This is a genomic window from Pinisolibacter aquiterrae (genome assembly GCF_019160155.1).
In the GTDB taxonomy this organism is placed as follows: domain Bacteria; phylum Pseudomonadota; class Alphaproteobacteria; order Rhizobiales; family Ancalomicrobiaceae; genus Pinisolibacter; species Pinisolibacter aquiterrae.
In genome coordinates this window covers 61,477-82,450 of record NZ_JAFNIH010000044.1, presented here as the reverse complement: position 1 = coordinate 82,450, position 20,974 = coordinate 61,477, and the positions used below count along the sequence as shown (strand labels likewise).

The window sequence follows — 20,974 nt, the reverse complement described above, 5'->3', positions numbered from 1 at the left end:
ATTACCGGATGCGGTCGACCCCGTCCATATTCTCGCGAATGCCTCTCATTGACGTGAAGAGGCGGAACAATGACCCGCCGGGGCCATCAAGAGGCGGGACCAGGCCCGCCGAAGACGCCAAGAGGCGACATCAGGCTCCGGGTCGGCCCCGAAACGCGACGAGGGGCCGATCGCTCGGCCCCTCGTCATCGATACTCGAACGGCTCGAAAGCGGCGATCACGCCGCCTCTTCGCGCTCGTCGTCGGCCCCGAAGTCGGCGCCGTCGACGGCCGCGTCGGCGTCGTCTGCCTTGGCACCGCGACGCGGGTTCTTCTGGAGGTTGGTCTCGATCTGGCGGATCGCCTCGGTCTCGGAGATCTGGTCGACCGCCGCCACCTCACGCGCCATCCGGTCGAGCGCCGCCTCGTAGAGCTGACGCTCGGAATAGGACTGCTCGGGCTGGGTATCGGCGCGATAGAGATCGCGGACCACCTCGGCGATCGCCACCAGATCGCCGGAGTTGATCTTGGCCTCGTATTCCTGGGCGCGGCGCGACCACATGGTGCGCTTGACGCGAGCCCGTCCCTTGACGGTCTCCAGCGCCTTCTTCACCACCGCGGTCTCCGACAGTTTGCGCATGCCCACGGTCGCGATCTTGGTGATCGGAACGCGCAGGGTCATCTTGTCCTTCTCGAAGGAGATGACGAAGAGTTCGAGCTTGTAACCGGCGATTTCCTGCTCCTCGATGGAGGTGATCTGGCCGACACCATGAGCCGGGTAGACGATGTGTTCGCCCGCCTTGAAACCGTTGCGGGTCTGAGACGTCTTCTTGATGGGGGTGGTGGCCATACGCCCGATACTCCTGGTCGATCCGCCCCGTGCCGGGGCATTCCGAGAAACGACGCCGCACCATCCGAAAGGACGACGGCCGCCGACGTCGAATCGTCGCGGACACGCCCACTCGCCCGGTCCCGACCGGGAGAGCGTGGACGTGATCACTCGTAAATCAGCCGGTCCGATGAGGGCTTTCCCACCCGAAGACCGGGTACGAGGCGAAGACTTCCTTCGTCTCGGTCGAGAGCGGCGCAGAGGCCGACGCGGTCCGAGAGACTTCGATGATCCTGACGATCATTCGGGAACTCCGCTGGGGGAGAAAGCCGGTGGGAAAACGACTGAGGGATATTGCATACCACAAAATATGCGCCCATGAAAGCGCGACGATCGCCAGAGCTGCGCACACTTGCCACTCATTGGCGAAAAGGTGAACTCGTCCCCGCCGGGGCCCCCTCCGGAAGCGGCCGATCTCACCCCCGCCCCACGCCGCCGACCACGCATCGCCCTTTCGCAAGCGCGAACGGCGACCCTTTCGGGTCGCCGTCGGACGTTCGTTCATCAGCGCGACATTTCACCGCAGCGATCGCCTCGGTCGCATTTTCTGCGTCCATGTCCCGGCGATCGTCCGCGCGAGAGGCACGATGGACCGGAGCGGCGTCCGCTCGTCGATCGGACCGGCGAGTCGGTCGCTCGCCCGACCGGGCCGTCGATACGACGGTCCCCGATCAGGTGAGCTCGATCCGCCGGTCGCCCTGACCGGCGAGTTCGATCCGTCAGTCGCCCTCGCCGGGCTTCGGCGAAAAGAACTTCTCGAGCTTGCCGGTCTGGCCGTCGTAATCCTTGGCGTCGGGCGCGTGGTCGCGCTTGGCGGTCAGGTTCGGCCACTTCTGCGAATACTCGGTGTTGAGAGCCAGCCACTTGTCGAGACCGTCCTCGGTATCCGGCTTGATCGCCTCGGCCGGGCATTCCGGCTCGCACACGCCGCAGTCGATGCACTCGTCCGGGTGAATGACGAGCATGTTCTCGCCTTCGTAGAAGCAATCGACCGGGCAGACTTCGACGCAGTCGGTGTACTTGCACTTGATGCAGTTGTCGGTGACCACGTAGGTCATGTCGCAATCCTCTCGGCTGAGGGTCTGGCCGGATGGGCGCCGGCGCTCCCGTGGGCGGGGAGGCGCCGGACGTCTGCTCTCGGCGTTTCGGTTATCCGAGGTCGGGCGTCGGCGCAAGCGCGCGTCGCTCGGTTTCCCTCGAACCGTGTCGCGAAGGACCGCCGCGCCGCCGGCGGGCCGCCTCGTCTCACTCGCCGCTCTCGTCCCCGTCGTGAAGCCGCGTGATCTCGCGCCGTTCGCGCTTGGTCGGCCGGCCCGCCCCGGGATCGCGCGTCCCCGACGAGGCGACCACCTCGGTCGCTTCGCTCCGCGGGGGCGGCGGCGTCAGATCCTCGAAGAGCTCTTTCGCCACCTCGGCCGAACCGCGGTGCTCGACGAAACCGACCACCTTCAGCACCCGCACCACCGACGGCAGCGTCACCGTCAGCACCTGTCCGGCCCGGACCGGCGCCCCCGCCTTGGTCTCGCGCACCCGGTCGATGCGAACCTTCCCGGCCTCGACCAGCGCCTTGGCCGCTTCCCGCGTCTTCACGACGCGGGCGTGCCAGAGCCACCTGTCGATGCGCTGTCGGTCGCCGCTCATCGCACTCCTTCGCCGCCCGGGATCTCCCGCGCTCGGCCCCGCTCGATCACTTCTTGGTGTCCGGCTTGCCCTTGGACTCCAGCTCCGCCTTCAGCGCCATCAGCTTGGCGAAGGGCGAATTGGGATCCATCGGCTTCTCGACGCGCTCGGGACGCGGCCGATCGTCGCGACGCGGGCCGCGATCGCCACCGGGCCGACCCTGATCGGGACGTCCGCGCCCACCTTCGGGACGGGGGCCGCGCGGGCTCTCGCCACTGCCGGGGAAGGTCGCGTCGCGCGCGCGCCGCCCGGCCGCGTTGGCGTTGCCGCCCTCGCGCCGCTCGCCACGCTCCGGCCGATCGCCGCCGCCCCGACCGCGATCGCCCCCGCGATCGCCGCCGCGAGGACCGTGGCCGTGATGATGCCGCTCGCCGCGATCGAAGCGGCCGGGACGCCACACGTCGATTTCCACCTCGACGGTCTCGGCCACCGGCTCGTCGGCCGGCGCCTCCGCGACCGCCTCGGCCGGCGCCTCGGTCGGCGCCTCCGCCGCTTCCGCGGCCTCGACCACCGGAACCGCCTCCGGCGCGCCCTCGGCCACCGGCGTCTCGGTCTCCGTCGGCGCCGTCGGCTCGGAGGCTACCTCGGCCTCGCCCGCCGGCGCGGCCGCGACCGGGGCCGGCGTCACCGCCTTCGTCACCTTGCGCTTCTCGGCGCGATAGCCGAGCGACTTCAGCACCGAGGCGAAATCCTCGCCCGAACAGCCGAGCAGCGAGGTCATCGCCACCGTGACCGTGAAGGCGCCGCCACCCGGCAGCGCCCCGTCCGGCGGCGTGACCGAGGGATCCATCGGCTTCCACGCAATCAGCGGGCGGATGATGTCGGCGAGACGCTCGAGAATGTCGATGCGAACCGCGCGCTCGCCGCACACCCGGAAACCGGCGATGCGATAGAGCTGCTTCGGAATGGTCTTGTCGACCGGGATCGAGGTGCGACCCGAGGCCGAGAGATGGTTGAGATCGCCGGCCGAATGAGTGTCGATCTCCGGATTGGCGAGCGCCCACAGCCGCGCGATCAGCGCGCTCGGCGCCGGCTTCAGGAGCGCCGGCACGAAGACGTGATAGGCGCCGAAACGCACCCCGTATTTGCGCAAGGAGGCGCGCATGGTCTGGTCGAGCGCCTTGACGTCCTCGGCGATCTGCGACCGCTCCAGCACACCCAGCGCCTCGACCAGGCGGAAGGCGACGCCCTTGCCGAGCCCCTCGAGATCGGGGGCGGTGTAGAGGTCGGTCAGCGGCTTCAGGAGCGTGCCGATCTGCGCGGTGATCCACAGATCGAGCCGCGCCTGGATCTTCTCCCGCGCCGGCTCGCTCAGCTCGTCGGCGAGCAGCAGAACCGTCGGGCGCAGCGCCTCCTGGCCCGGTCCGAGCTTGGCGACGGTGTCGCCGAGCCAACGGATCGACCCGTCGGCGGTCGACACGAACTCGCCGTCGGGCGCCTTGGAGAGCTTCTCCGCCCGCGCCTCGATCTCGCCGGCGAGCGCCTTGGCGGCGGCGGCCCGCACCGCGCGTGCATCCTCGCCCTCGGCGCTCGGATCGGCGACGAACCGGAACCCCTGAAGGTGTCCGACCCGATGGCCCTCGACGATCACGTCGCCGCCGGTGGTGATCTCCGCTTCGATCATGGCATTCTCTCTCAGGCGTCTCATCAGGACGGAAGTGCGCCGATCCACGAAACGCCGGGTCAGGCTCTCGTGCAGGGCATCGGACAGACGATCCTCGATCGCGCGCGTCTTGTCGCGCCAATGGACCGGGTCCGTCAACCAGTCGGGTCGATTGGCGACGAAGGTCCACGTGCGCACGTGGGCGATACGAGCGGACAACGTATCGATGTCCCCCTCGACCCGATCCGCCTCGGCGACACGCCGAGCGATCCAGTCGTGGGGGATGGTGCCCTTTTCGACGAGGAATCGAAAGAGGGTCGCGATCAGATCCGCATGGTTGGCCGGCGCGATCTTGCGATAGTCCGGTACCTGGGCGACGTCCCACAGCAGCGCCACCCGCTCGCGCCCCTGGGCGAGCCGAGCGATCTCCTCGTCGCGGACGGCGAGTTCGAGCGCGCTCTGATCGTCGGCCTGCGGCGCGCGCGTCAGCCCGGTCTCGCGCGGCGCCTCGTCGAGCGAACGACGCAGCGCCGAGACGGACGAGAAGTCGAGCGCCGGATTGCGCCATTGGAACCGCTGCAGCGGCTGGAACTGGTGGGTCTCGAGCTGTTCGACCAACTCGTCGGGCAAGGGATCCACCCGCCCCGTCACCCCGAAGGTGCCGTCGCGCAGATGCCGCCCGGCGCGTCCGGCGATCTGGCCGAACTCCGCCGCCGTGAGCCCGCGATACTGCCAGCCGTCGAATTTGCGGCTGCCGGCGAAGGCGACGTGGTCGACGTCGAGATTGAGCCCCATGCCGATCGCGTCGGTCGCCACGAGAATGTCGACGTCGCCCGATTGGAAGAGTTCGACCTGGGCGTTGCGGGTGCGCGGGCTGAGAGCGCCCATCACCACCGCCGCGCCGCCGCGCTGGCGCCGGATCAACTCGGCGATGCCGTAGACCTCTTCCGCCGAGAAGGCGACGACCGCCGTGCGGGCCGGCAGCCGGATCAGCTTCTTCGATCCGGCATAGGTCAGCTGCGACATGCGCGGCCGAGTCACCACGTTGATGCCCGGCAGCAGCTTCTCGAGCAGATCCCGAGCGGTCAGCGCCCCGAGCAGCAGCGTCTCGTGACGGCCGCGCAAATTCAGGATCCGATCGGTGAAGACGTGGCCGCGCTCGAGATCGCCGGCGAGCTGGACCTCGTCGATCGCCACGAAGTCGACGTCGGCCGAGCGCGGCATCGCCTCGACCGTGGAGACCCAGTAACGCGCGTCGCGCGGAACGATCTTCTCCTCGCCGGTGATCAGCGCCACCGCGTGCTTGCCGACGCGCTCGGCGATCTTGGCCCAGACCTCGCGGGCGAGAAGGCGGAGCGGCAAGCCGATCAGCCCCGAGGGCTGCGCCAACATCCGCTCGATCGCCATGTGCGTCTTGCCGGTGTTGGTGGGCCCGAGCACGGCCGTCACCGTGCGCGCCCTCACCGAGGGCGGCAGCTGCGGCAAGGCGGCGAAATCGGAGGGTCGGGGCGCCGAGGGGCGAGCGGTCACGCGATCGAGCCTGAAGGGATCCGACGAGGATCGGGAAGCGCGATCCTTAGCATGGGTTCGCGACGAATTCGCCCCCTTATCGCAGAATGAAGACCACCGACCGCCCGAAGGGCAGCTTCGTATACGAATCCGAGACAACCGGAACGAGTCTGGAACGAACGGGGGTCGAATCGCTGTCGACTACGGATTCAGGGTCCGTTCTCATCGAGATGTCGTGGTCCGTTCCACTCCGAACACGAAATGGCGAATCGCCGGGCGCGGTTGTGGGCGTATGGTGAACCCCACGAAACCATTTCGTGCCATACCGGCACGAGCACCGGCGCGGGCGAACCCGACAACTTCAGCGAGTCTCGGCCGAGGCCGGCGGCGGAGCGACGATCGCGGCCGACACCCGGTTGGGCGAGATCCGACCCGCCTCCTCCTCGGTCAGCGCGGTGAGCGTCGTCTCGGCGATCGCCGTCAGAGCCTCCTCGGTGAAGAAGGCCTGATGGCCGGTGACGAGCACGTTGGGGAAGGTGAGCAGGCGTTGGAAGACGTCGTCCTGGATGATCTCGTCGGAAAGATCCTCGAAGAAGAGATCGGCCTCCTGTTCGTAGACGTCGAGGGCGACGCCGCCGATCTTGCCCGACTTGAGCCCGACGATGACCGCCTCGGCGTCGATCAGGGCGCCACGCGACGTGTTGACCAGGAGAAATCCGGGCTTCGCCCGCTCGATCGCCGCCGCATCGATCACGTGCCGTGTCTGCGGCGTCAGCGGACAATGGAGCGAGATCACGTCGGCGCGCGCGACGAGATCGTCGACGCTCGTGTAGACCACCCCCATCGCCACCAGATTCGGATCAGGGCGAAAATCATGCGCGAGCACGGTACAACCGAAACCGAGGCGGAACGCCCGCGCCACCAGCGCGCCGATGCGGCCGGTACCGATGATCCCGATCGTCTTGCCCCAGAGATCGTGACCGAGCAGACCGTCGAGCGCGAAATTGTTCTCCCGCACCCGCGACCACGCCCTCGGGATGCGCCGATCGAGCGCCAACAGCAGGCCCACCGAGAATTCGGCGACCCCGTGCGGCGAATAGGCCGGCACCCGCAGTACCGTCAGCCCGAGCCGCGCGGCCGCATCGAGGTCGACGTTGTTGTATCCGGCTGCCCTGAGCGCCACGATCCGCGTACCGCCCGCGCGCAACCGCTCCAGCACGGCGGCATCGAGCACGTCGTTGACGAAGACGCAGACGGCGGGAAACGCTTCGGCGAGGCGCGCCGTCACGAGGTCGAGTTTCGGTTCGAGAAAGGTGAGGTCGTGGCCCCGCTCGCGGTTCGCCCGTTCGAGAAACGTGCGATCATAGACCTTGGTCGAGAAAATCGCGATGCGCATGGCCGTGGTCTCCGTTTCGGAACCCGGCCGATACTAATCGAAAGTTGAATGTTCCGACACCGCCGCTCGCGCGGTGTCGGCCCCGTGTCGAGCGTCGATCACGGCTCCGCGACCACGAAAAAAGGCCGGGGCGTGCGCCCCGGCCTTCGACTTCTGCGATGGTCGTTCGTTCAGGCGAGATCGCGCACATCGACGAGATGGCCGGTGATCGCGGCGGCGGCCGCCATCGCCGGGCTGACCAGATGGGTCCGGCCCTTGAAGCCCTGACGGCCCTCGAAGTTGCGGTTCGAGGTCGAGGCCGCCCGCTCGCCCGGCGAGAGCCGATCGGCGTTCATCGCCAGACACATGGAGCAGCCCGGCTCGCGCCACTCGAACCCGGCCTCGACGAGGATCTTGTCGAGCCCCTCGGCCTCCGCCTGCTCCTTGACGAGGCCCGACCCCGGCACGGCGAGGGCGCGGACGCCGGACTTCACCTTGCGACCCTTCGCCACGGCGGCGGCGGCGCGGAAGTCCTCGATGCGACCGTTGGTGCAGGAGCCGATGAAGACGGTGTCGACGGCGATGTCGGTGATCTTCTGGCCCGGCTTCAGATCCATGTAGGCGAGCGCCCGCCACTTGGAGGCGCGCTTGGTCTCGTCCTGGATGTCGTCCGGGTTCGGCACCACGCCGTCGATCGCCACGACGTCCTCGGGCGAGGTGCCCCAGGTGACGTTCGGCTTGAGATCGGCGGCGTTCAGCCGGATCTCCGCGTCGAAATGGGCGCCCTCGTCGGAGAAGAGGGTCTTCCAATAGGCGACGGCCGCGTCCCACTTGTCGCCCTTCGGCGCCTTCGGGCGGCCTTCGAAATAGGCGATGGTCTTCTCGTCCGGGGCGATCAGGCCGGCGCGCGCGCCCGCTTCGATCGACATGTTGCAGACGGTCATGCGCCCCTCGATCGTCAGATCGCGGATCGCCTCGCCCATGTATTCGATGACGTAGCCGGTGCCGCCGGCGGTGCCGAGCCTGCCGATGATGGCGAGCACGATGTCCTTGGCGGTGATGCCCTCCGGCGCCTTGCCGTCGACGACGACGCGCATGTTCTTCGCCTTGGCCTGGACCAGGGTCTGGGTGGCGAGCACGTGCTCGACCTCCGACGTGCCGATGCCGTGGGCGAGCGCGCCGAAGGCACCGTGGGTCGAGGTGTGGCTGTCGCCGCAGACGATGGTGGTTCCGGGCAGGGTGAAGCCCTGCTCGGGGCCGACGACGTGGCAGACGCCCTGGCGGACGTCGAAGGCGTCGTAATATTCGAGCGCGAAGTCCTCGGCGTTCTTGGCGATGGTCGCCACCTGCAGCGCCGATTCCGGATCCTCGATGCCCTTGGAGCGGTCGGTGGTCGGCACGTTGTGATCGACCACCAGCAGGGTCTTCTCCGGCGCGCGGACCTTGCGACCGGCCAGACGCAGCCCCTCGAAGGCCTGCGGGCTCGTCACCTCGTGGACGAGATGGCGGTCGATGTAGAGAAGGCAGGTGCCGTCCGGCTGGGTGGCGACGACGTGATCGTCCCAGATCTTGTCGTAGAGCGTGCGCGGAGCCATCGGTTGCGTCCTTCGTGAGACGGGAAAACGTGGGGGCTCATTTAGAACAGGATGGCGGCGAGGGAAAGGGTCGTGACGCTTGCCAAGGGGGCCGATAGTTGCTATCGAGCCGGCCGTCCGGCGTGATCGCCGTCGCACGCCCGCTGCGTCGTGCCCGACCGATCACGCGACCGACGAAAGGTCGCCGCGGTAGCTCAGCCGGTAGAGCACGTCATTCGTAATGATGGGGTCGGGGGTTCGAATCCCTTCCGCGGCACCACTTCTCCCCTCCGATGATTCGCCCCACGCCGAAGTTCGGCGGTCGAACGTTCGTCCGAGCGCGTGGACGCTCCCCTCCCCTCGTCTCCGCTTCCGTCCGTGTCGGCCCGGTTCTACCGTCGCCGATCGAAGCCGCGCCGATTCGATCTCGCGGCCCCGTCCTCGTCTCGGAACCGATTCGGTTCCACCCCGCGCGCGGACGCCGAACCGGACTGTCGAGGCTCCGCCGATGTCGCCGAAACGAACCGCCTCCGAATCGACCCCGACGATCCTGCGGGTCCGCCCCCTCCCCGGGCGGCCGCAGCGCGGCCTTCTGACCGGAGCCGGCCTCACCCTCCCCTGCGCGCTCGGACGCTCCGGCCTCACCCGGCTCAAGCGCGAGGGCGACGGCGCCACCCCGGTCGCGCGCATGGCGATCCTTTCGGGTCGCTACCGAATCGATCGCGGCCTGCCGGTACCGGCACCCGTCGCGCTGGTCCCGATCCGTCGCGACGACGGTTGGTGCGACGACGCCGGGGACGGTCGCTACAATCGGCCGGTCCACCTGCCCTGCCGGGCGTCGCACGAGCGGCTCGCCCGAGACGACGGCCTCTACGACCTCGTGTTCGTGCTCGACTGGAACATCCGGCGGCGTGGCCTCGGTCGCGGCAGCGCCATCTTCTTCCATTGCGCCCGCGAGACGCTGGAGCCGACCGCCGGCTGCGTCGCCCTGCGCATCGCCGACATGCGCCGCCTGCTGCCGCGCCTCGGCCGAAACACCGTCCTCGTCGTCGGCTGACGCTCGGACTCGTTTCGTTCTCGAACGGATCGTCGGCGAAACCACCATGCGCCGACACCCCCTCCCGATCGCGCGCGGAGTCACCGTGACGGCCGTTTCGATCGAGCGCACCAAGACATCGGACACCCTCGCGAACGCCGCTCCACGAGTCTCTCTCGCGGTCAATCGTTACGGATACGAAATCATCTCGTAGGTGAATCGATCGTCACGACTCGTTGCGCGCGCAACCCACGCGCCACCTCAGCCGCGGTGACCGAACAGCGCGCTGCCGACCCGCACGTGGGTAGCTCCCTGGCCGACCGCGATCTCGAAATCGGACGACATCCCCATCGAGAGCCCGTCGACCGAGGCGGCCCGGGCGAGCTTGGCCAGGAGTGCGAAATGCGGTGCCGGCGCGTCCTCGGCCGGCGGGATGCACATGAGCCCCTCGATCGCCAGACCGTGAACCGACCGGCAGCGCTCGACGAAGGCGACCGCCTCGCGCGGATCGATCCCCGCCTTCTGCGGCTCGAGCCCGGTGTTGACCTGAACGAAGAGACGCGGCCGCCGGCCCTGCCGGACACCCTCGGCCGCGATCGCCGCCGCGATCTTGTCGCGGTCGACGGTGTGGATCACGTCGAACAGTGCCACCGCCTCGGCCGCCTTGTTCGATTGCAGCGGCCCGATCAGATGCAGCTCGATCCCGTCGGTCTCCGCGCGCAGCAGCGGCCATTTCGCCGCCGCCTCCTGGACCCGGTTCTCGCCGAAGACGCGCTGCCCCGCCTCGATCACCGGCCGGATCTCCTCGACCGGAAAGGTCTTGGAGACCGCCACCAGCGTGGTCGAACCCTCGGGGCGCCCCGCTGTGCGCTCGGCGCGGGCGATGCGATGGCGGATGTCGGCGAGACGGGTCGCGGCGGTCATGGGCTGGCCTCGGATCGAAGATGAGGCCCCCGGTCTATCACGCGGCCCGCGAGCCCGTCATCCCGGGGCGGTGCGGCGCCCCGGCGGCCGTGACGAAACCGCCGCGATCGGGCCGAAATCCGCCGGGACCATTGACCGTCGCGGTGCTTTCTGATGAAGGTCGGCCGACTGACCCCGCGCCGTTTCCCGCTTCGGCGAGCACGACGGCCGCCGTGAATTTTCCCGAGAAGACGGACTGCGACGAAACCCATGGCCGGCGAACGCTACAATCCCCGCGAATCCGAACCGAAATGGCAGAAGATCTGGGCCGACGGCGAGGTCTTCGCCACGTCGAACGACGACGGCCGCCCCAAGTACTACGTCCTCGAGATGTTCCCCTACCCGTCGGGGCGCATCCACATGGGTCACGTCCGCAACTACACGATGGGTGACGTGGTCGCCCGCTACAAGCGCGCCAAGGGCTTCTCGGTGCTCCACCCGATGGGCTGGGACGCCTTCGGCCTGCCCGCCGAGAACGCCGCCATCGAGAAGAAGGTCCATCCCGCCAAATGGACCTACGAGAACATCGACTACATGCGCGGCCAGCTGAAGGCCATGGGCCTCTCGCTCGACTGGAAGCGCGAGGTGGCGACCTGCCATCCCGATTATTATCGCCACCAGCAGAAGATGTTCGTCGATTTCTTCAACGCGGGGTTGGCCTATCGCCGCACCTCCAAGGTCAATTGGGACCCGGTCGACATGACCGTGCTCGCCAACGAGCAGGTCATCGACGGCCGCGGCTGGCGCTCCGGCGCGCTCGTCGAGCAGAAGGAGCTGGTGCAGTGGAACTTCCGCATCACCGCCTTCTCCGAGGAGCTGCTCGCCTCGCTCGACACGCTCGATCGCTGGCCCGACAAGGTCCGGCTGATGCAGCGCAATTGGATCGGTAAGTCGGTCGGCCTCGAGGTCCGCTTCGAGCTCGCCACCCCCGGCCCGACCGGCGAGACCACGCTGAAGATCTTCACCACCCGCCCCGACACGCTGTTCGGCGCCTCCTTCATGGCGATGTCGCCGGATCACCCGCTCGCCAAGGCGCTGGGCGAGAAGGATCTCGCGCTCGCCGCCTTCCAGGAGAAGTGCCGGCGCATGGGCACTTCCGTCGCGGTGCTCGAGACCGCCGAGAAGGAAGGTTACGACACCGGACTGCGGGTGAAGCATCCCTTCATCGAGGGCAAGACCCTGCCGCTCTGGGTCGCCAACTTCATCCTGATGGACTACGGCACCGGCGCCATCTTCGGCTGCCCGGCCCATGACCAGCGCGACCTCGACTTCGCCCGCAAATACGGCCTCGAGGTCACGCCCGTCGTGCTCCCGGCCGGCGCCGATCCCGCGTCCTTCACGGTCGGAGACGTCGCCGTCGACGGCGAGGGCACGCTCTTCAATTCCGATTTCCTCGACGGGCTCGGCACCGACGCCGCCTTCGACGAGGTCGCCGACCGTCTCGAGGCGCGCGACCTCGACGGCGCCCCGATGGGCGCCCGCAAGGTGAACTTCCGCCTGCGCGACTGGCTGATCTCGCGGCAGCGCTATTGGGGTTGCCCCATCCCGATGATCCACTGCGACGATTGCGGCACGGTGCCCGTGCCCACCGCCGATCTGCCGGTTCTGCTGCCCGACGACGCCACCTTCGACAAGCCGGGCAACCCGCTCGACCATCACCCGACCTGGAAGCACGTCGCCTGTCCGAAGTGCGGCAAGCCGGCCCGGCGCGAGACCGACACCATGGACACCTTCGTGGATTCGTCCTGGTACTACACGCGCTTCACCGACCCGTGGAACGCGCAAGCGCCGACCACCCGCGCCGTCGCCGACCGCTGGCTGCCGGTCGATCAGTACATCGGCGGCATCGAGCACGCGATTCTGCACCTACTCTACTCGCGCTTCTTCACCCGCGCCATGAAGGCGACCGGCCACGTCGGCCTCGACGAGCCCTTCGCCGGCCTCTTCACGCAAGGCATGGTCGTCCACGAGACCTACAAGGGTCCGGACGGCCATTGGGTCTCGCCCGCCGACATCGTCGTCGACGAGGTCGAAGGCGGCCGCACCGCCCGCATGAAGGACGGCTCCGGCCCGGTCGAGATCGGCTCGATCGAGAAGATGTCGAAGTCGAAGAAGAACACCGTCGATCCCTCCGACATCATCCTCGGCTGGGGCGCCGACACCGCCCGCTGGTTCGTCCTCTCCGACAGCCCGCCCGATCGCGACGTGATCTGGACCGAGGCCGGCGTCGAGGGCGCTCACCGTTTCGTCCAGCGCGTCTGGCGCCTCGTCTGCGACGGCACCGCCCTCACCGCCGCTGCGAGCGAGGCCGGCGAGCGTTCGGCCGCCGCCCTGGCCCTCGCCAAGGCCACCCACAAGACCATCGCCGCCGTCGAGGACGACATCGAGAAGCTCGGCTTCAACCGTGCCGTCGCCCGGCTCTACGAGTTCGCCAACGCCGTCGGGCGCGTCGTCGCGACCCCGGATGCGGTCAAGGCCGACGCCGGCCTCGCGCGGGCGCTGGTCGAGGCGCTCGACGCCCTGGTGCGCATGGTCGCGCCGATGATGCCCCACCTCGCCGAGGAATGCTGGGCGGAGCTCGGCCGGTCCGGTCTCGTCGCCGATGCGCCCTGGCCGAAGGTCGACGCCGCCCTGGTCATCGACGACACGATCACGCTGCCGGTCCAGATCAACGGCAAGAAGCGCGCGGAGTTGACGGTGCCCCGCGACGCGGGCGAGGCTGAGGTCCGAGCCGCCGTGCTGGCGCTGGAGGCGGTTCAGGCCGCCCTCGACGGCAAGCCGCCGAAGAAGGTCATCGTCGTACCCGCGAGGATCGTCAATGTCGTCGCCTGAGATCAGATCCCGTCGCCCGCGCGCGCTCGTCGGCCCGGCCCTGGCGCTCGTCGCCCTCCTCGGTCTCGGAGGGTGCGGCGCCGGCGGGATCCGCCCGCTCTACGGCTCCGCCGCCGGCGGCGAGACCCGCGCCGCCCTGAGCCGGATCGAGGTGGTCGCCCCCGGCCGCATCGGCCAGCAGATCCGCAACGATCTGGTCTTCGGCTTCGGCTCCGGCGCCGGCGAGCCCGATCGGCCGCGCTGGCGCCTCGACATCACCACCACGACGATCGACACCGCCGTCGGCATCGATCGCTCCAGCAATCTCGCCAGCGCCCATCTCGATCAGGTCTCCGCCGGCTGGGTTCTGACCGAGATCGCCACCGACCAGACGCTGGTCACCGGCACCTCCTTCGCCAACGCCGCCTACGATTATTCGCAGCAGCGTTTCGCCGACCTCCGCGCCAAGCGCGATGCCGAAAACCGCGCCGCGGGCGCCATCGCCCTCGACATTCGCACCAAGATCGCCGTCTGGTTCGCCGAGCATCCGACCCCTTGAGCCGGTCCGGCGCCCAGGCGCCGCGAGCTGCGGGGCGCGGGTGACATGATCGTTGCGGGAGCGAATCGATGACGATCCTCAAGGCCGGCGAGATCGAGGGTTTTCTCAAGAAGCCCGGCGAACGGGTCTCGGTGGTCCTCGTCTACGGCACCGACGACGGCCTCGTCACCGAGCGCTCAGCCGCCATCGTCAAGGCCGCCAGCGGCGGTGGCGACGATCCCTTTTCGCTGGTCCGTCTCGAGGGCGTGGAGCTCGTCTCCGACCCCGCGCGCCTCGTCGACGAGGCCCGCACCGTCTCGCTCTTCGGTTCGCGCCGGGTCGTCTGGGTGCGCGACTGCGGCGCCCGCAATCTCCTGCCCGCCGTGCAGCCCCTCCTCGACGAACCCGCGTCCGGCAGTCTGGTCGTGCTCGAGGCCGGCGACCTCAAGAAGACCGCACCGCTCCGCAAGAAGATCGAGGATCACGCCGCGACCGCGGTGATTCCCTGCTATGCCGACACCGCCCAGGACATCGCCCGGCTCGTCGACAAGGAACTGGCCGATGCCGGCCTCGGGATCGACCGCGACGCCCGTCAGGCGCTCGAGGCCCATCTCGGCGGCGATCGCATGGCCTCCCGTGGCGAGTTGCGCAAGCTCTGCCTCTATGCCTACGGCAAGAAGACGATCGAACTCGCCGATGTCGTCGCCATCGTCGGCGACGCCTCCGCGCTCGCCATGGACGAATTGATCGACGCCGTCGCCGGCGGCGATCCCGCCGCCACCGACCGGCTGCTCGGCCGCCTGGAGGCCTCCGGCACCCCCGCCTCGGTCGCCGTCACCATGCTGCAGCGCCACTTCCAGCTGCTCGAGCGTCTGCGCGCCGAGGTCACCGCCGGCCGCAACGCCGCCGACGTCGTCGCCGGGGTTCAGCCGCCGATCTTCTTCCGCCGCCGCCCCGCCATCGCCCGCCAGGTCACCCTGTGGACGCCCGAACGCCTGCGTCGCGCCCTCGACATCCTCGACGAGGCGCTGTGGCGCAGCCGGCGCACTCAGGCCCTCGCCACCGCCGTGGTCTCCGACGCCGCGCTGACGCTCGCCCGCGCCGCGCGCGCCGCCGACCGCCGCTGAACCGACCCCGAACACCCACCCCGGGCCTCCGAACGCAAAAAGGGCGGCCCGAAGGCCACCCCGTCGTCTCGCTTCCGATTCGATTTCGCTCAGCCGTTCTTCAGCCGTCGGACCAGATCGTCGAGCTGCTCGAGCGTCCGATATTTGACCTCGAGCTTGCCGGTCCCGTCGGCCTTGTGGTCGATCGAAACCCATAGCCCCAGAAGATCCGAGAGCGTCTTCTCGAGCTCGATCGTATCGGCATCCTTGGCGCGCTTCGCCTTGGCCGGCTTCGGTGCCTCGCCCGCCGCCGGCGCCTGAGCCAACGCCTCCGCGTCACGCACCGTCAGCCCGTCGGCGACGATCCGCTCGGCCAGACCCTCGGGATCCGTGGCCGTCACCAGTGCGCGGGCGTGACCGGCCGTGAGTCGACCCTCGCGCAGATGTTCCTTGACCGACTCCGGCAACTTCAGAAGCCGCAGCGTATTGGCGACATGGCTACGGCTCTTGCCGATCACCTGCCCCAGATCCTGCTGCGTATAGGCGAATTCGGCGATCAGTTGTTCGTAGCCGAAGGCCTCCTCGATCGGGTTAAGATCGGCGCGCTGAACGTTCTCGATGATCGCCAGTTCGAGCGCCTCCTTGTCGGAGACGTCCTGGACGATGACCGGAATTTCGTGCTGCCCGGCCCGCTGCGAGGCGCGCCAGCGCCGTTCGCCGGCGATGATCTCGAAGTGATTGGCGCGACCGGCAGCCGGGCGCACCAGGATCGGCTGCACCACGCCCTTCTCGCGGATCGACTGGGCGAGATCGCCGAGATCGGCCTCCGCGAAGGAACGGCGCGGATTGCGCGGATTGGGATGGACCAGATCGATCGGCACCCGCTTCGAGCCGACCCGCGCCTGTTCGCTCATCGTCTCCGGCTCGGCCATGTCCCCGAGCAGTGCCGCGAGGCCGCGGCCCAACCGTCTGCGTTCTTCCACCGGACCCTCCCGTTCGACTGTCGTTGCGCTCCGGACCGATCGTCAGGCCGCCGCCGCGGCCTTGAAGCGGCGCTCGCGCTGGATGATCTCCGAGGCGAGGCGCAGATAGGCCTGGCTGCCCGCCGACTTCAGATCGTAGAGCAGCGCCGGCTTGCCGTGCGAGGGCGCTTCCGAGATGCGCACGTTGCGCGGAATGATGGTCTCGTAGACCGTGTCGCCCATGTGCTCGCGCACGTCGGCCACCACCTGACCCGAGAGATTGTTGCGGCTGTCGTACATGGTCAGCACGATGCCGTGGATCGACAGTTCCGGATTGAGCGTGGTCTTGACCTGCTCGACCGTCGACAGGAGCTGCGACAGGCCCTCGAGCGCGAAGAACTCGCACTGGAGCGGTACCAGCACCGAATGCGACGCGCACATCGCATTGACCGTCAGCAGGTTGAGCGACGGCGGGCAATCGACCAGCACATAAGAGAAGTGCGGGCGATCCTCCGGCACCGTCGAGATGTAGTCCGACACCGCCTTGCGCAGCCGGAACGCGCGATCGGCGCTGGACGCGATCTCGAGCTCCACGCCGAGCAGATCGAGCGTCGACGGCGCGACCCAGAGGCGCGGCACCGCCGTCTCGATCAGGACGTCGTCGAGGCTGGAATCGCCGACGAGGACGTCGTAGGTCGAACGCTTGCGCGAGCGCCGATCGATCCCGAGGCCGGTGGAGGCATTGCCTTGCGGATCGAGATCCAGGATCAGAACCTCCTCGCCGATCGCCGCAAGAGCGGTGCCGAGGTTGATCGCGGTCGTGGTCTTGCCGACGCCGCCCTTCTGGTTGGCGAGCGCGAGGACACGAGGCGACTTGTTGAGCTTGGCCATCAGGGAGTGCTCCGTCCGACAATCTCTTGACGGGAATTCCGCGGTTTCGCGGCGATCCGGCGAACGACGATCATGCGCCCTGCCGGATCGATCCGACTGATCTGTTCTACCAGATCCAGGTCCCAAGATAGAGTGGCTTCGCGCACCTCCGACGCAAAATCTTGTCCTTTGTGGAAAACAGCGACCGCACCGCGCGCAACATGTTGTTCCGCCATCGCGACCAGATCGACCAGCGGCGCCAGCGCGCGCGCCGACACGCCCTCGACCGCCTCGTCGAAATGCGCGTTGAAGGCCTCGATCCGCTCGGCGTGGACGGTGACCGGCGCCCCGGTCTCCCGCGCGACGGTTCTCAGGAACGCGACCTTGCCCTTGTTGCTCTCGACCAGATGAACCCGCGCCTGCGGCACGTCGGCGAGAAAGATCGCCGTCACCAGCCCGGGGAAGCCGGCGCCCGAACCGAAGTCGATCCAGCGCCGCGCCTCGGGAAGCAAGGCATGGGTCTGGGCGGCATCGGCGACATGGCGCGCCCACACCATCGGCAGAGTGTTCGGCGAGACGAGATTTTGGCTCTTCTGCCATTTGCGCAGAAGATCGACATAGATCCCGAGCCGTTCGGCTGTTTCACGTGAAACGGGTGCGATCGCTTCGACCGCAGCGATCCCGTCGACCATCGAAGTCATGTCTGATCCGAATCAATCCGAGGAGGTCCCTCAGATTAGATCCCCGCGGCCGTCGCCGCCACGTCTCGCAGGCCCCATTTGCGCACATGTGCGAGAACCAGCGTCAGCGCCGCCGGCGTCATGCCGTCGATCCGCCCCGCCTGCCCGAGGGTCTGCGGCCGCGTCGCTGCGAGCTTCTGACGCATCTCGTTGGAAAGCCCCGGCAGCGAGGCATAGTCGAGATCGTCCGGAAGGGCGACCTGCTCGTCCCGCCGCAGACGCTCGAGATCGTCGTGTTGGCGATCGAGATAGACCGCATATTTCGCATCGATTTCGATTTGTTCCGCAACCGAATCGGAAACCGTTTCGAGTTCGGGACAGAACCGCCGCACCGTCTCGAAGGTCACTTCCGGATGCGCCAGGATCTCGAAGAGACTGCGCCGCCGGCCGTCGCGATTGAGATTGATTCCCGCGCGCTCGGCTTCGGTCGGCGTCAGGCTGATCGCGCGCAGGCGCGCCTCACAGGCCTCGATCTCGCCCAGCCGCGTCGTGAACACCGACCGCCGCTCCGCGTCGACCAACCCCCAGGCGATCCCTCGAGGCGTGAGACGGCGATCCGCGTTGTCCGCCCGCAGGCTCAAACGAAACTCCGCCCGCGAAGTGAACATCCGATAAGGCTCGGTGATCCCACGCGTCACGAGATCGTCGATCATCACGCCGATGTAACTCTCCGCTCGCGAGAACACGACCGGCTCCACCCCGGCCGCCGAACGCGCCGCGTTGAGCCCGGCGACGAGCCCCTGCGCCGCCGCTTCCTCATACCCCGTGGTGCCGTTGATCTGCCCGGCGAGATGAAGCCCCCGCGCACCATCGACCTCGAGCGACGACCGCAGCCCACGCGGATCGACATGGTCGTATTCGATCGCATAGCCGGGCCGAAAGAGCTCCACCCGTTCGAGACCAGGGATCGACCGCAACATCGCCTCCTGCGCATCCGCCGGCAGCGAGGTCGAGAGCCCGTTGGGATAGACCGTGGGATCGTCGAGCCCTTCCGGCTCCAGAAACACCTGATGCCCGTCGCGGTCGCCGAAGCGGACGATCTTGTCCTCGATCGACGGGCAATAACGTGGCCCCCGGCTGTCGATCTGCCCGCCGTACATCGCCGAGCGCTCGAGATTGGCGCGGATGATCCGGTGGGTCTCCCCGGTCGTGCGCGTGATGCCGCAGCGAATCTGCGGTCGCGTGATCGCCGCCGTCAGCATCGAGAACGGCACCGGATCGGCGTCGCCGTCCTGCATCTCGAGCCGGTCCCAGTCGATCGTCCGCCCATCGAGCCGCGCCGGCGTTCCCGTCTTGAGCCGTCCCAAGCGAAGCCCGGCGCCCGCGAGACCGTCCGAGAACCCGGTGACCGCCGCATCCCCGACCCGGCCGCCCGGCGAGCGCCGATGGCCGACGTGCATGACCCCGTTGAGGAAGGTCCCGGTCGCCACCACCACCGCCCGGCAGGTGAGGCGCGCGCCGTCGCGCGTCTCGACACCGACGACCGCGCCGGCTTCGACGATCAACCGCCCCGCCTCGCCCTCGGCGATGGAAAGGCCGTCGGTCCCGCTCAGGATCTCCTGCACCGCACTCGCATAGAGACGACGATCCATCTGCGCCCGCGGTCCCCGCACCGCCGGCCCCTTGCGCCGGTTGAGAAGACGGAACTGGATGCCACCGAGATCGGCCGCACGCCCCATCACCCCGCCGAGCGCGTCGATCTCGCGGACGAGATGACCCTTGCCGAGCCCGCCGATCGCCGGGTTGCAGGACATCGCACCGATGGTCGCCCGCTTCTGCGTCAACAACAGCGTCGACGCGCCGACGCGTGCCGCGGCGGCGGCGGCCTCGGTGCCGGCATGCCCGCCGCCGATGACGATGACGTCCCAATCCGACTTCATGCCTTCGTCCCTGTCCGCATCGGTCCGCGCGGCCGATCGTATCGCTTTCGAATCGAGTGATTCACGTGAAACATCGGAGGCGCGACGCGAGCCTCATTTGCCGATGCAGAACGACCCGAAGATCGTGTCGAGCAGATCCTCGACGTCGATCCGGCCGGTGATCCGGCCCAGGTGATCCCCGGCGCGACGCAGGAAATCCGCCGCGATCTCGGGATCGTTCCGGAATCGAATCGCTTGTTCGAGATCCTCGACCCCTGCGACCAAGGCCGAGCGATGCCGCTCCCGCGTCGGAACCACGGTCTCGATCGCCATCCGGTCGGCGGCGAAACCCCCGAGCGCCTCGATCAGCGCATCGAGTCCCTCGCCGGTGACCGTCGAGAGGGCGAACCGTCGAACCACCCGATCGTCGCCGGGATCCACGACCACCGTCGCGGCCGCTCCCGTCGCGAGATCTCCCTTACCATCGACCCGCCAGATCGGGCAATCCATCACCGGAACCGGACCGCCGTCGGCGAGATCCGCCGCCTGGGCCCACAGGATCAGATCGGCCGAGTGCCCAAGGTCGAGCGCCCGGCGGATGCCCTCCCGCTCCACCTTGCCCTCCGCCTCGCGCAGGCCCGCCGTATCGACCAGAGTAATCGGATAGCCCCGAAGGTCGAGATGCACCTCGATCGGATCGCGCGTCGTCCCGGCCTCGTCGGTGACGATCGCCACGTCGCGCCGGGCGAGCGCATTGAGGAGGCTCGACTTGCCGGCGTTCGGCGGCCCGAGGATCACCACCATCAGGCCGGAACGCAGGCGCTCGCCGCGATGATCGTCGGCGAGATGAAGGGCGATCGCACGCCGCAGCCCCGCGACCGTCGCCATCGCCTGGTCGATCACCGAACCTGGAATGTCCTCCTCGTCGGCGAAGTCGAGATCCGCCTCGATCATCGCCCGGGCGCGGATCAGGTCCTCGCGCCAGCCCTCGTAGAGCCGTCGCAGTGTGCCCTCGCTCTGCGCCAGCGCCTGACGGCGCTGCATCTCGGTCTCGGCCGTCAGAAGATCGGCGAGCCCCTCGGCCTCGGTGAGATCGATCCGCCCGGTGAGAAAGGCGCGCCGGGTGAACTCGCCCGCCTCCGCCGGACGCAGACCCTCGATCTCGCCGAGTGCCGCCGTCAGCGCGCGGATCACCGCCCGGCTGCCGTGCACCTGAAACTCGATCGTGTCCTCGCCGGTGAAGGACCCCGGCCCCGGCAACCACAGGACCAGCCCCCGATCGATCGTCGAACCCGTTCGGTCCCGAATCGATCGCAGGGTCGCGACCCGGGGCGCCGGGATCGAACCGACCATCGTTTCGAGGACGAATCGACAGCGCGGCCCGCTGACCCGGATCACCGCGACCCCACAGGGCGCCCCCCCGCTCGCCAGCGCATAGATCGTCGTCGTGCCGCCCGAAACCACACCCTGTTCCTTTCGG

16 protein-coding genes and 1 tRNA gene are annotated in these 20,974 nt (G+C 68.5%); 5 read left to right on the top strand and 12 right to left on the bottom strand.

The annotated features are described in order from the left end of the window. Positions 1–217: 217 nt before the first annotated feature. The 6 genes from J3S89_RS19160 to leuC form a co-directional block, all read right to left on the bottom strand. The gene (locus J3S89_RS19160) at positions 218–829 is read right to left on the bottom strand and encodes a CarD family transcriptional regulator (RefSeq protein ID WP_217929636.1); all 612 of its coding nucleotides are present in this window, start codon (positions 827–829) and stop codon (positions 218–220) included. A gap of 758 nt (positions 830–1,587) precedes the next feature. Continuing rightward, positions 1,588–1,926: a ferredoxin FdxA gene (gene fdxA, locus J3S89_RS19155; RefSeq protein WP_217929634.1), complete on the bottom strand. Its 339-nt coding sequence runs from the start codon at positions 1,924–1,926 to the stop codon at positions 1,588–1,590. A 187-nt stretch (positions 1,927–2,113) separates the two neighbouring features. Then, positions 2,114–2,509 carry an RNA-binding S4 domain-containing protein gene (locus J3S89_RS19150; RefSeq protein WP_217929631.1) on the bottom strand — a complete coding sequence of 132 codons (396 nt, stop codon included), beginning with the start codon at positions 2,507–2,509 and terminating at the stop codon, positions 2,114–2,116. A gap of 46 nt (positions 2,510–2,555) precedes the next feature. Next, complete coding sequence (locus J3S89_RS19145; RefSeq protein WP_420801332.1) at positions 2,556–5,636, bottom strand: helicase-related protein; 3,081 nt, start codon at positions 5,634–5,636, stop codon at positions 2,556–2,558. A 385-nt stretch (positions 5,637–6,021) separates the two neighbouring features. Beyond that, positions 6,022–7,056 (bottom strand): 2-hydroxyacid dehydrogenase, encoded by a 1,035-nt coding sequence (locus J3S89_RS19140; protein ID WP_217929630.1) that lies wholly within the window; start codon positions 7,054–7,056, stop codon positions 6,022–6,024. 170 nt (positions 7,057–7,226) lie between these two features. Next, positions 7,227–8,630 (bottom strand): 3-isopropylmalate dehydratase large subunit, encoded by a 1,404-nt coding sequence (leuC, locus tag J3S89_RS19135; protein ID WP_217929628.1) that lies wholly within the window; start codon positions 8,628–8,630, stop codon positions 7,227–7,229. Between the two features lie 183 nt (positions 8,631–8,813). On the opposite strand from leuC, the gene J3S89_RS19130 reads away from it, so the two are divergent. Both J3S89_RS19130 and J3S89_RS19125 read left to right on the top strand, forming a co-directional pair. Further along, positions 8,814–8,889: transfer RNA gene (locus tag J3S89_RS19130), tRNA-Thr, on the top strand. A gap of 228 nt (positions 8,890–9,117) precedes the next feature. Beyond that, positions 9,118–9,666, top strand: a complete 549-nt coding sequence (locus tag J3S89_RS19125; protein ID WP_217929620.1) for a L,D-transpeptidase family protein — start codon at positions 9,118–9,120, stop codon at positions 9,664–9,666. A gap of 240 nt (positions 9,667–9,906) precedes the next feature. Here the strand turns inward: J3S89_RS19125 and J3S89_RS19120 are convergent, their stop codons facing one another. Further along, the gene (locus J3S89_RS19120) at positions 9,907–10,569 is read right to left on the bottom strand and encodes a YggS family pyridoxal phosphate-dependent enzyme (RefSeq protein WP_217929618.1); all 663 of its coding nucleotides are present in this window, start codon (positions 10,567–10,569) and stop codon (positions 9,907–9,909) included. A 249-nt stretch (positions 10,570–10,818) separates the two neighbouring features. Between J3S89_RS19120 and leuS the strand changes: the two genes are divergently transcribed. The 3 genes from leuS to holA all read left to right on the top strand — a co-directional run bounded on the left by leuS (position 10,819) and on the right by holA (position 15,084). After that, positions 10,819–13,440, top strand: a complete 2,622-nt coding sequence (leuS, locus tag J3S89_RS19115) for a leucine--tRNA ligase (RefSeq protein ID WP_217929604.1) — start codon at positions 10,819–10,821, stop codon at positions 13,438–13,440. Beyond that, positions 13,427–13,978, top strand: a complete 552-nt coding sequence (locus J3S89_RS19110; RefSeq protein ID WP_217929602.1) for a hypothetical protein — start codon at positions 13,427–13,429, stop codon at positions 13,976–13,978. The genes leuS and J3S89_RS19110 overlap by 14 nt, the downstream gene beginning before the upstream one ends. Positions 13,979–14,046: 68 nt before the next feature. Continuing rightward, on the top strand, positions 14,047–15,084 hold the full coding sequence (gene holA / locus J3S89_RS19105; protein WP_217929599.1) for a DNA polymerase III subunit delta: 1,038 nt from the start codon (positions 14,047–14,049) through the stop codon (positions 15,082–15,084). An 89-nt stretch (positions 15,085–15,173) separates the two neighbouring features. Here the strand turns inward: holA and J3S89_RS19100 are convergent, their stop codons facing one another. From J3S89_RS19100 to mnmE, 5 genes are all read right to left on the bottom strand, one after another. Then, complete coding sequence (locus J3S89_RS19100; protein ID WP_217930217.1) at positions 15,174–15,995, bottom strand: ParB/RepB/Spo0J family partition protein; 822 nt, start codon at positions 15,993–15,995, stop codon at positions 15,174–15,176. Between the two features lie 93 nt (positions 15,996–16,088). Beyond that, positions 16,089–16,916, bottom strand: a complete 828-nt coding sequence (locus J3S89_RS19095; RefSeq protein WP_217929597.1) for a ParA family protein — start codon at positions 16,914–16,916, stop codon at positions 16,089–16,091. Then, the gene (gene rsmG, locus J3S89_RS19090) at positions 16,916–17,596 is read right to left on the bottom strand and encodes a 16S rRNA (guanine(527)-N(7))-methyltransferase RsmG (protein ID WP_338019802.1); all 681 of its coding nucleotides are present in this window, start codon (positions 17,594–17,596) and stop codon (positions 16,916–16,918) included. The genes J3S89_RS19095 and rsmG overlap by 1 nt, the downstream gene beginning before the upstream one ends. Before the next feature lie 35 nt (positions 17,597–17,631). Further along, the gene (mnmG, locus tag J3S89_RS19085; protein WP_217929596.1) at positions 17,632–19,515 is read right to left on the bottom strand and encodes a tRNA uridine-5-carboxymethylaminomethyl(34) synthesis enzyme MnmG; all 1,884 of its coding nucleotides are present in this window, start codon (positions 19,513–19,515) and stop codon (positions 17,632–17,634) included. A 93-nt stretch (positions 19,516–19,608) separates the two neighbouring features. Further along, positions 19,609–20,958 (bottom strand): tRNA uridine-5-carboxymethylaminomethyl(34) synthesis GTPase MnmE, encoded by a 1,350-nt coding sequence (gene mnmE, locus J3S89_RS19080; protein WP_217929595.1) that lies wholly within the window; start codon positions 20,956–20,958, stop codon positions 19,609–19,611. Between the last annotated feature and the right edge of the window lie 16 nt (positions 20,959–20,974).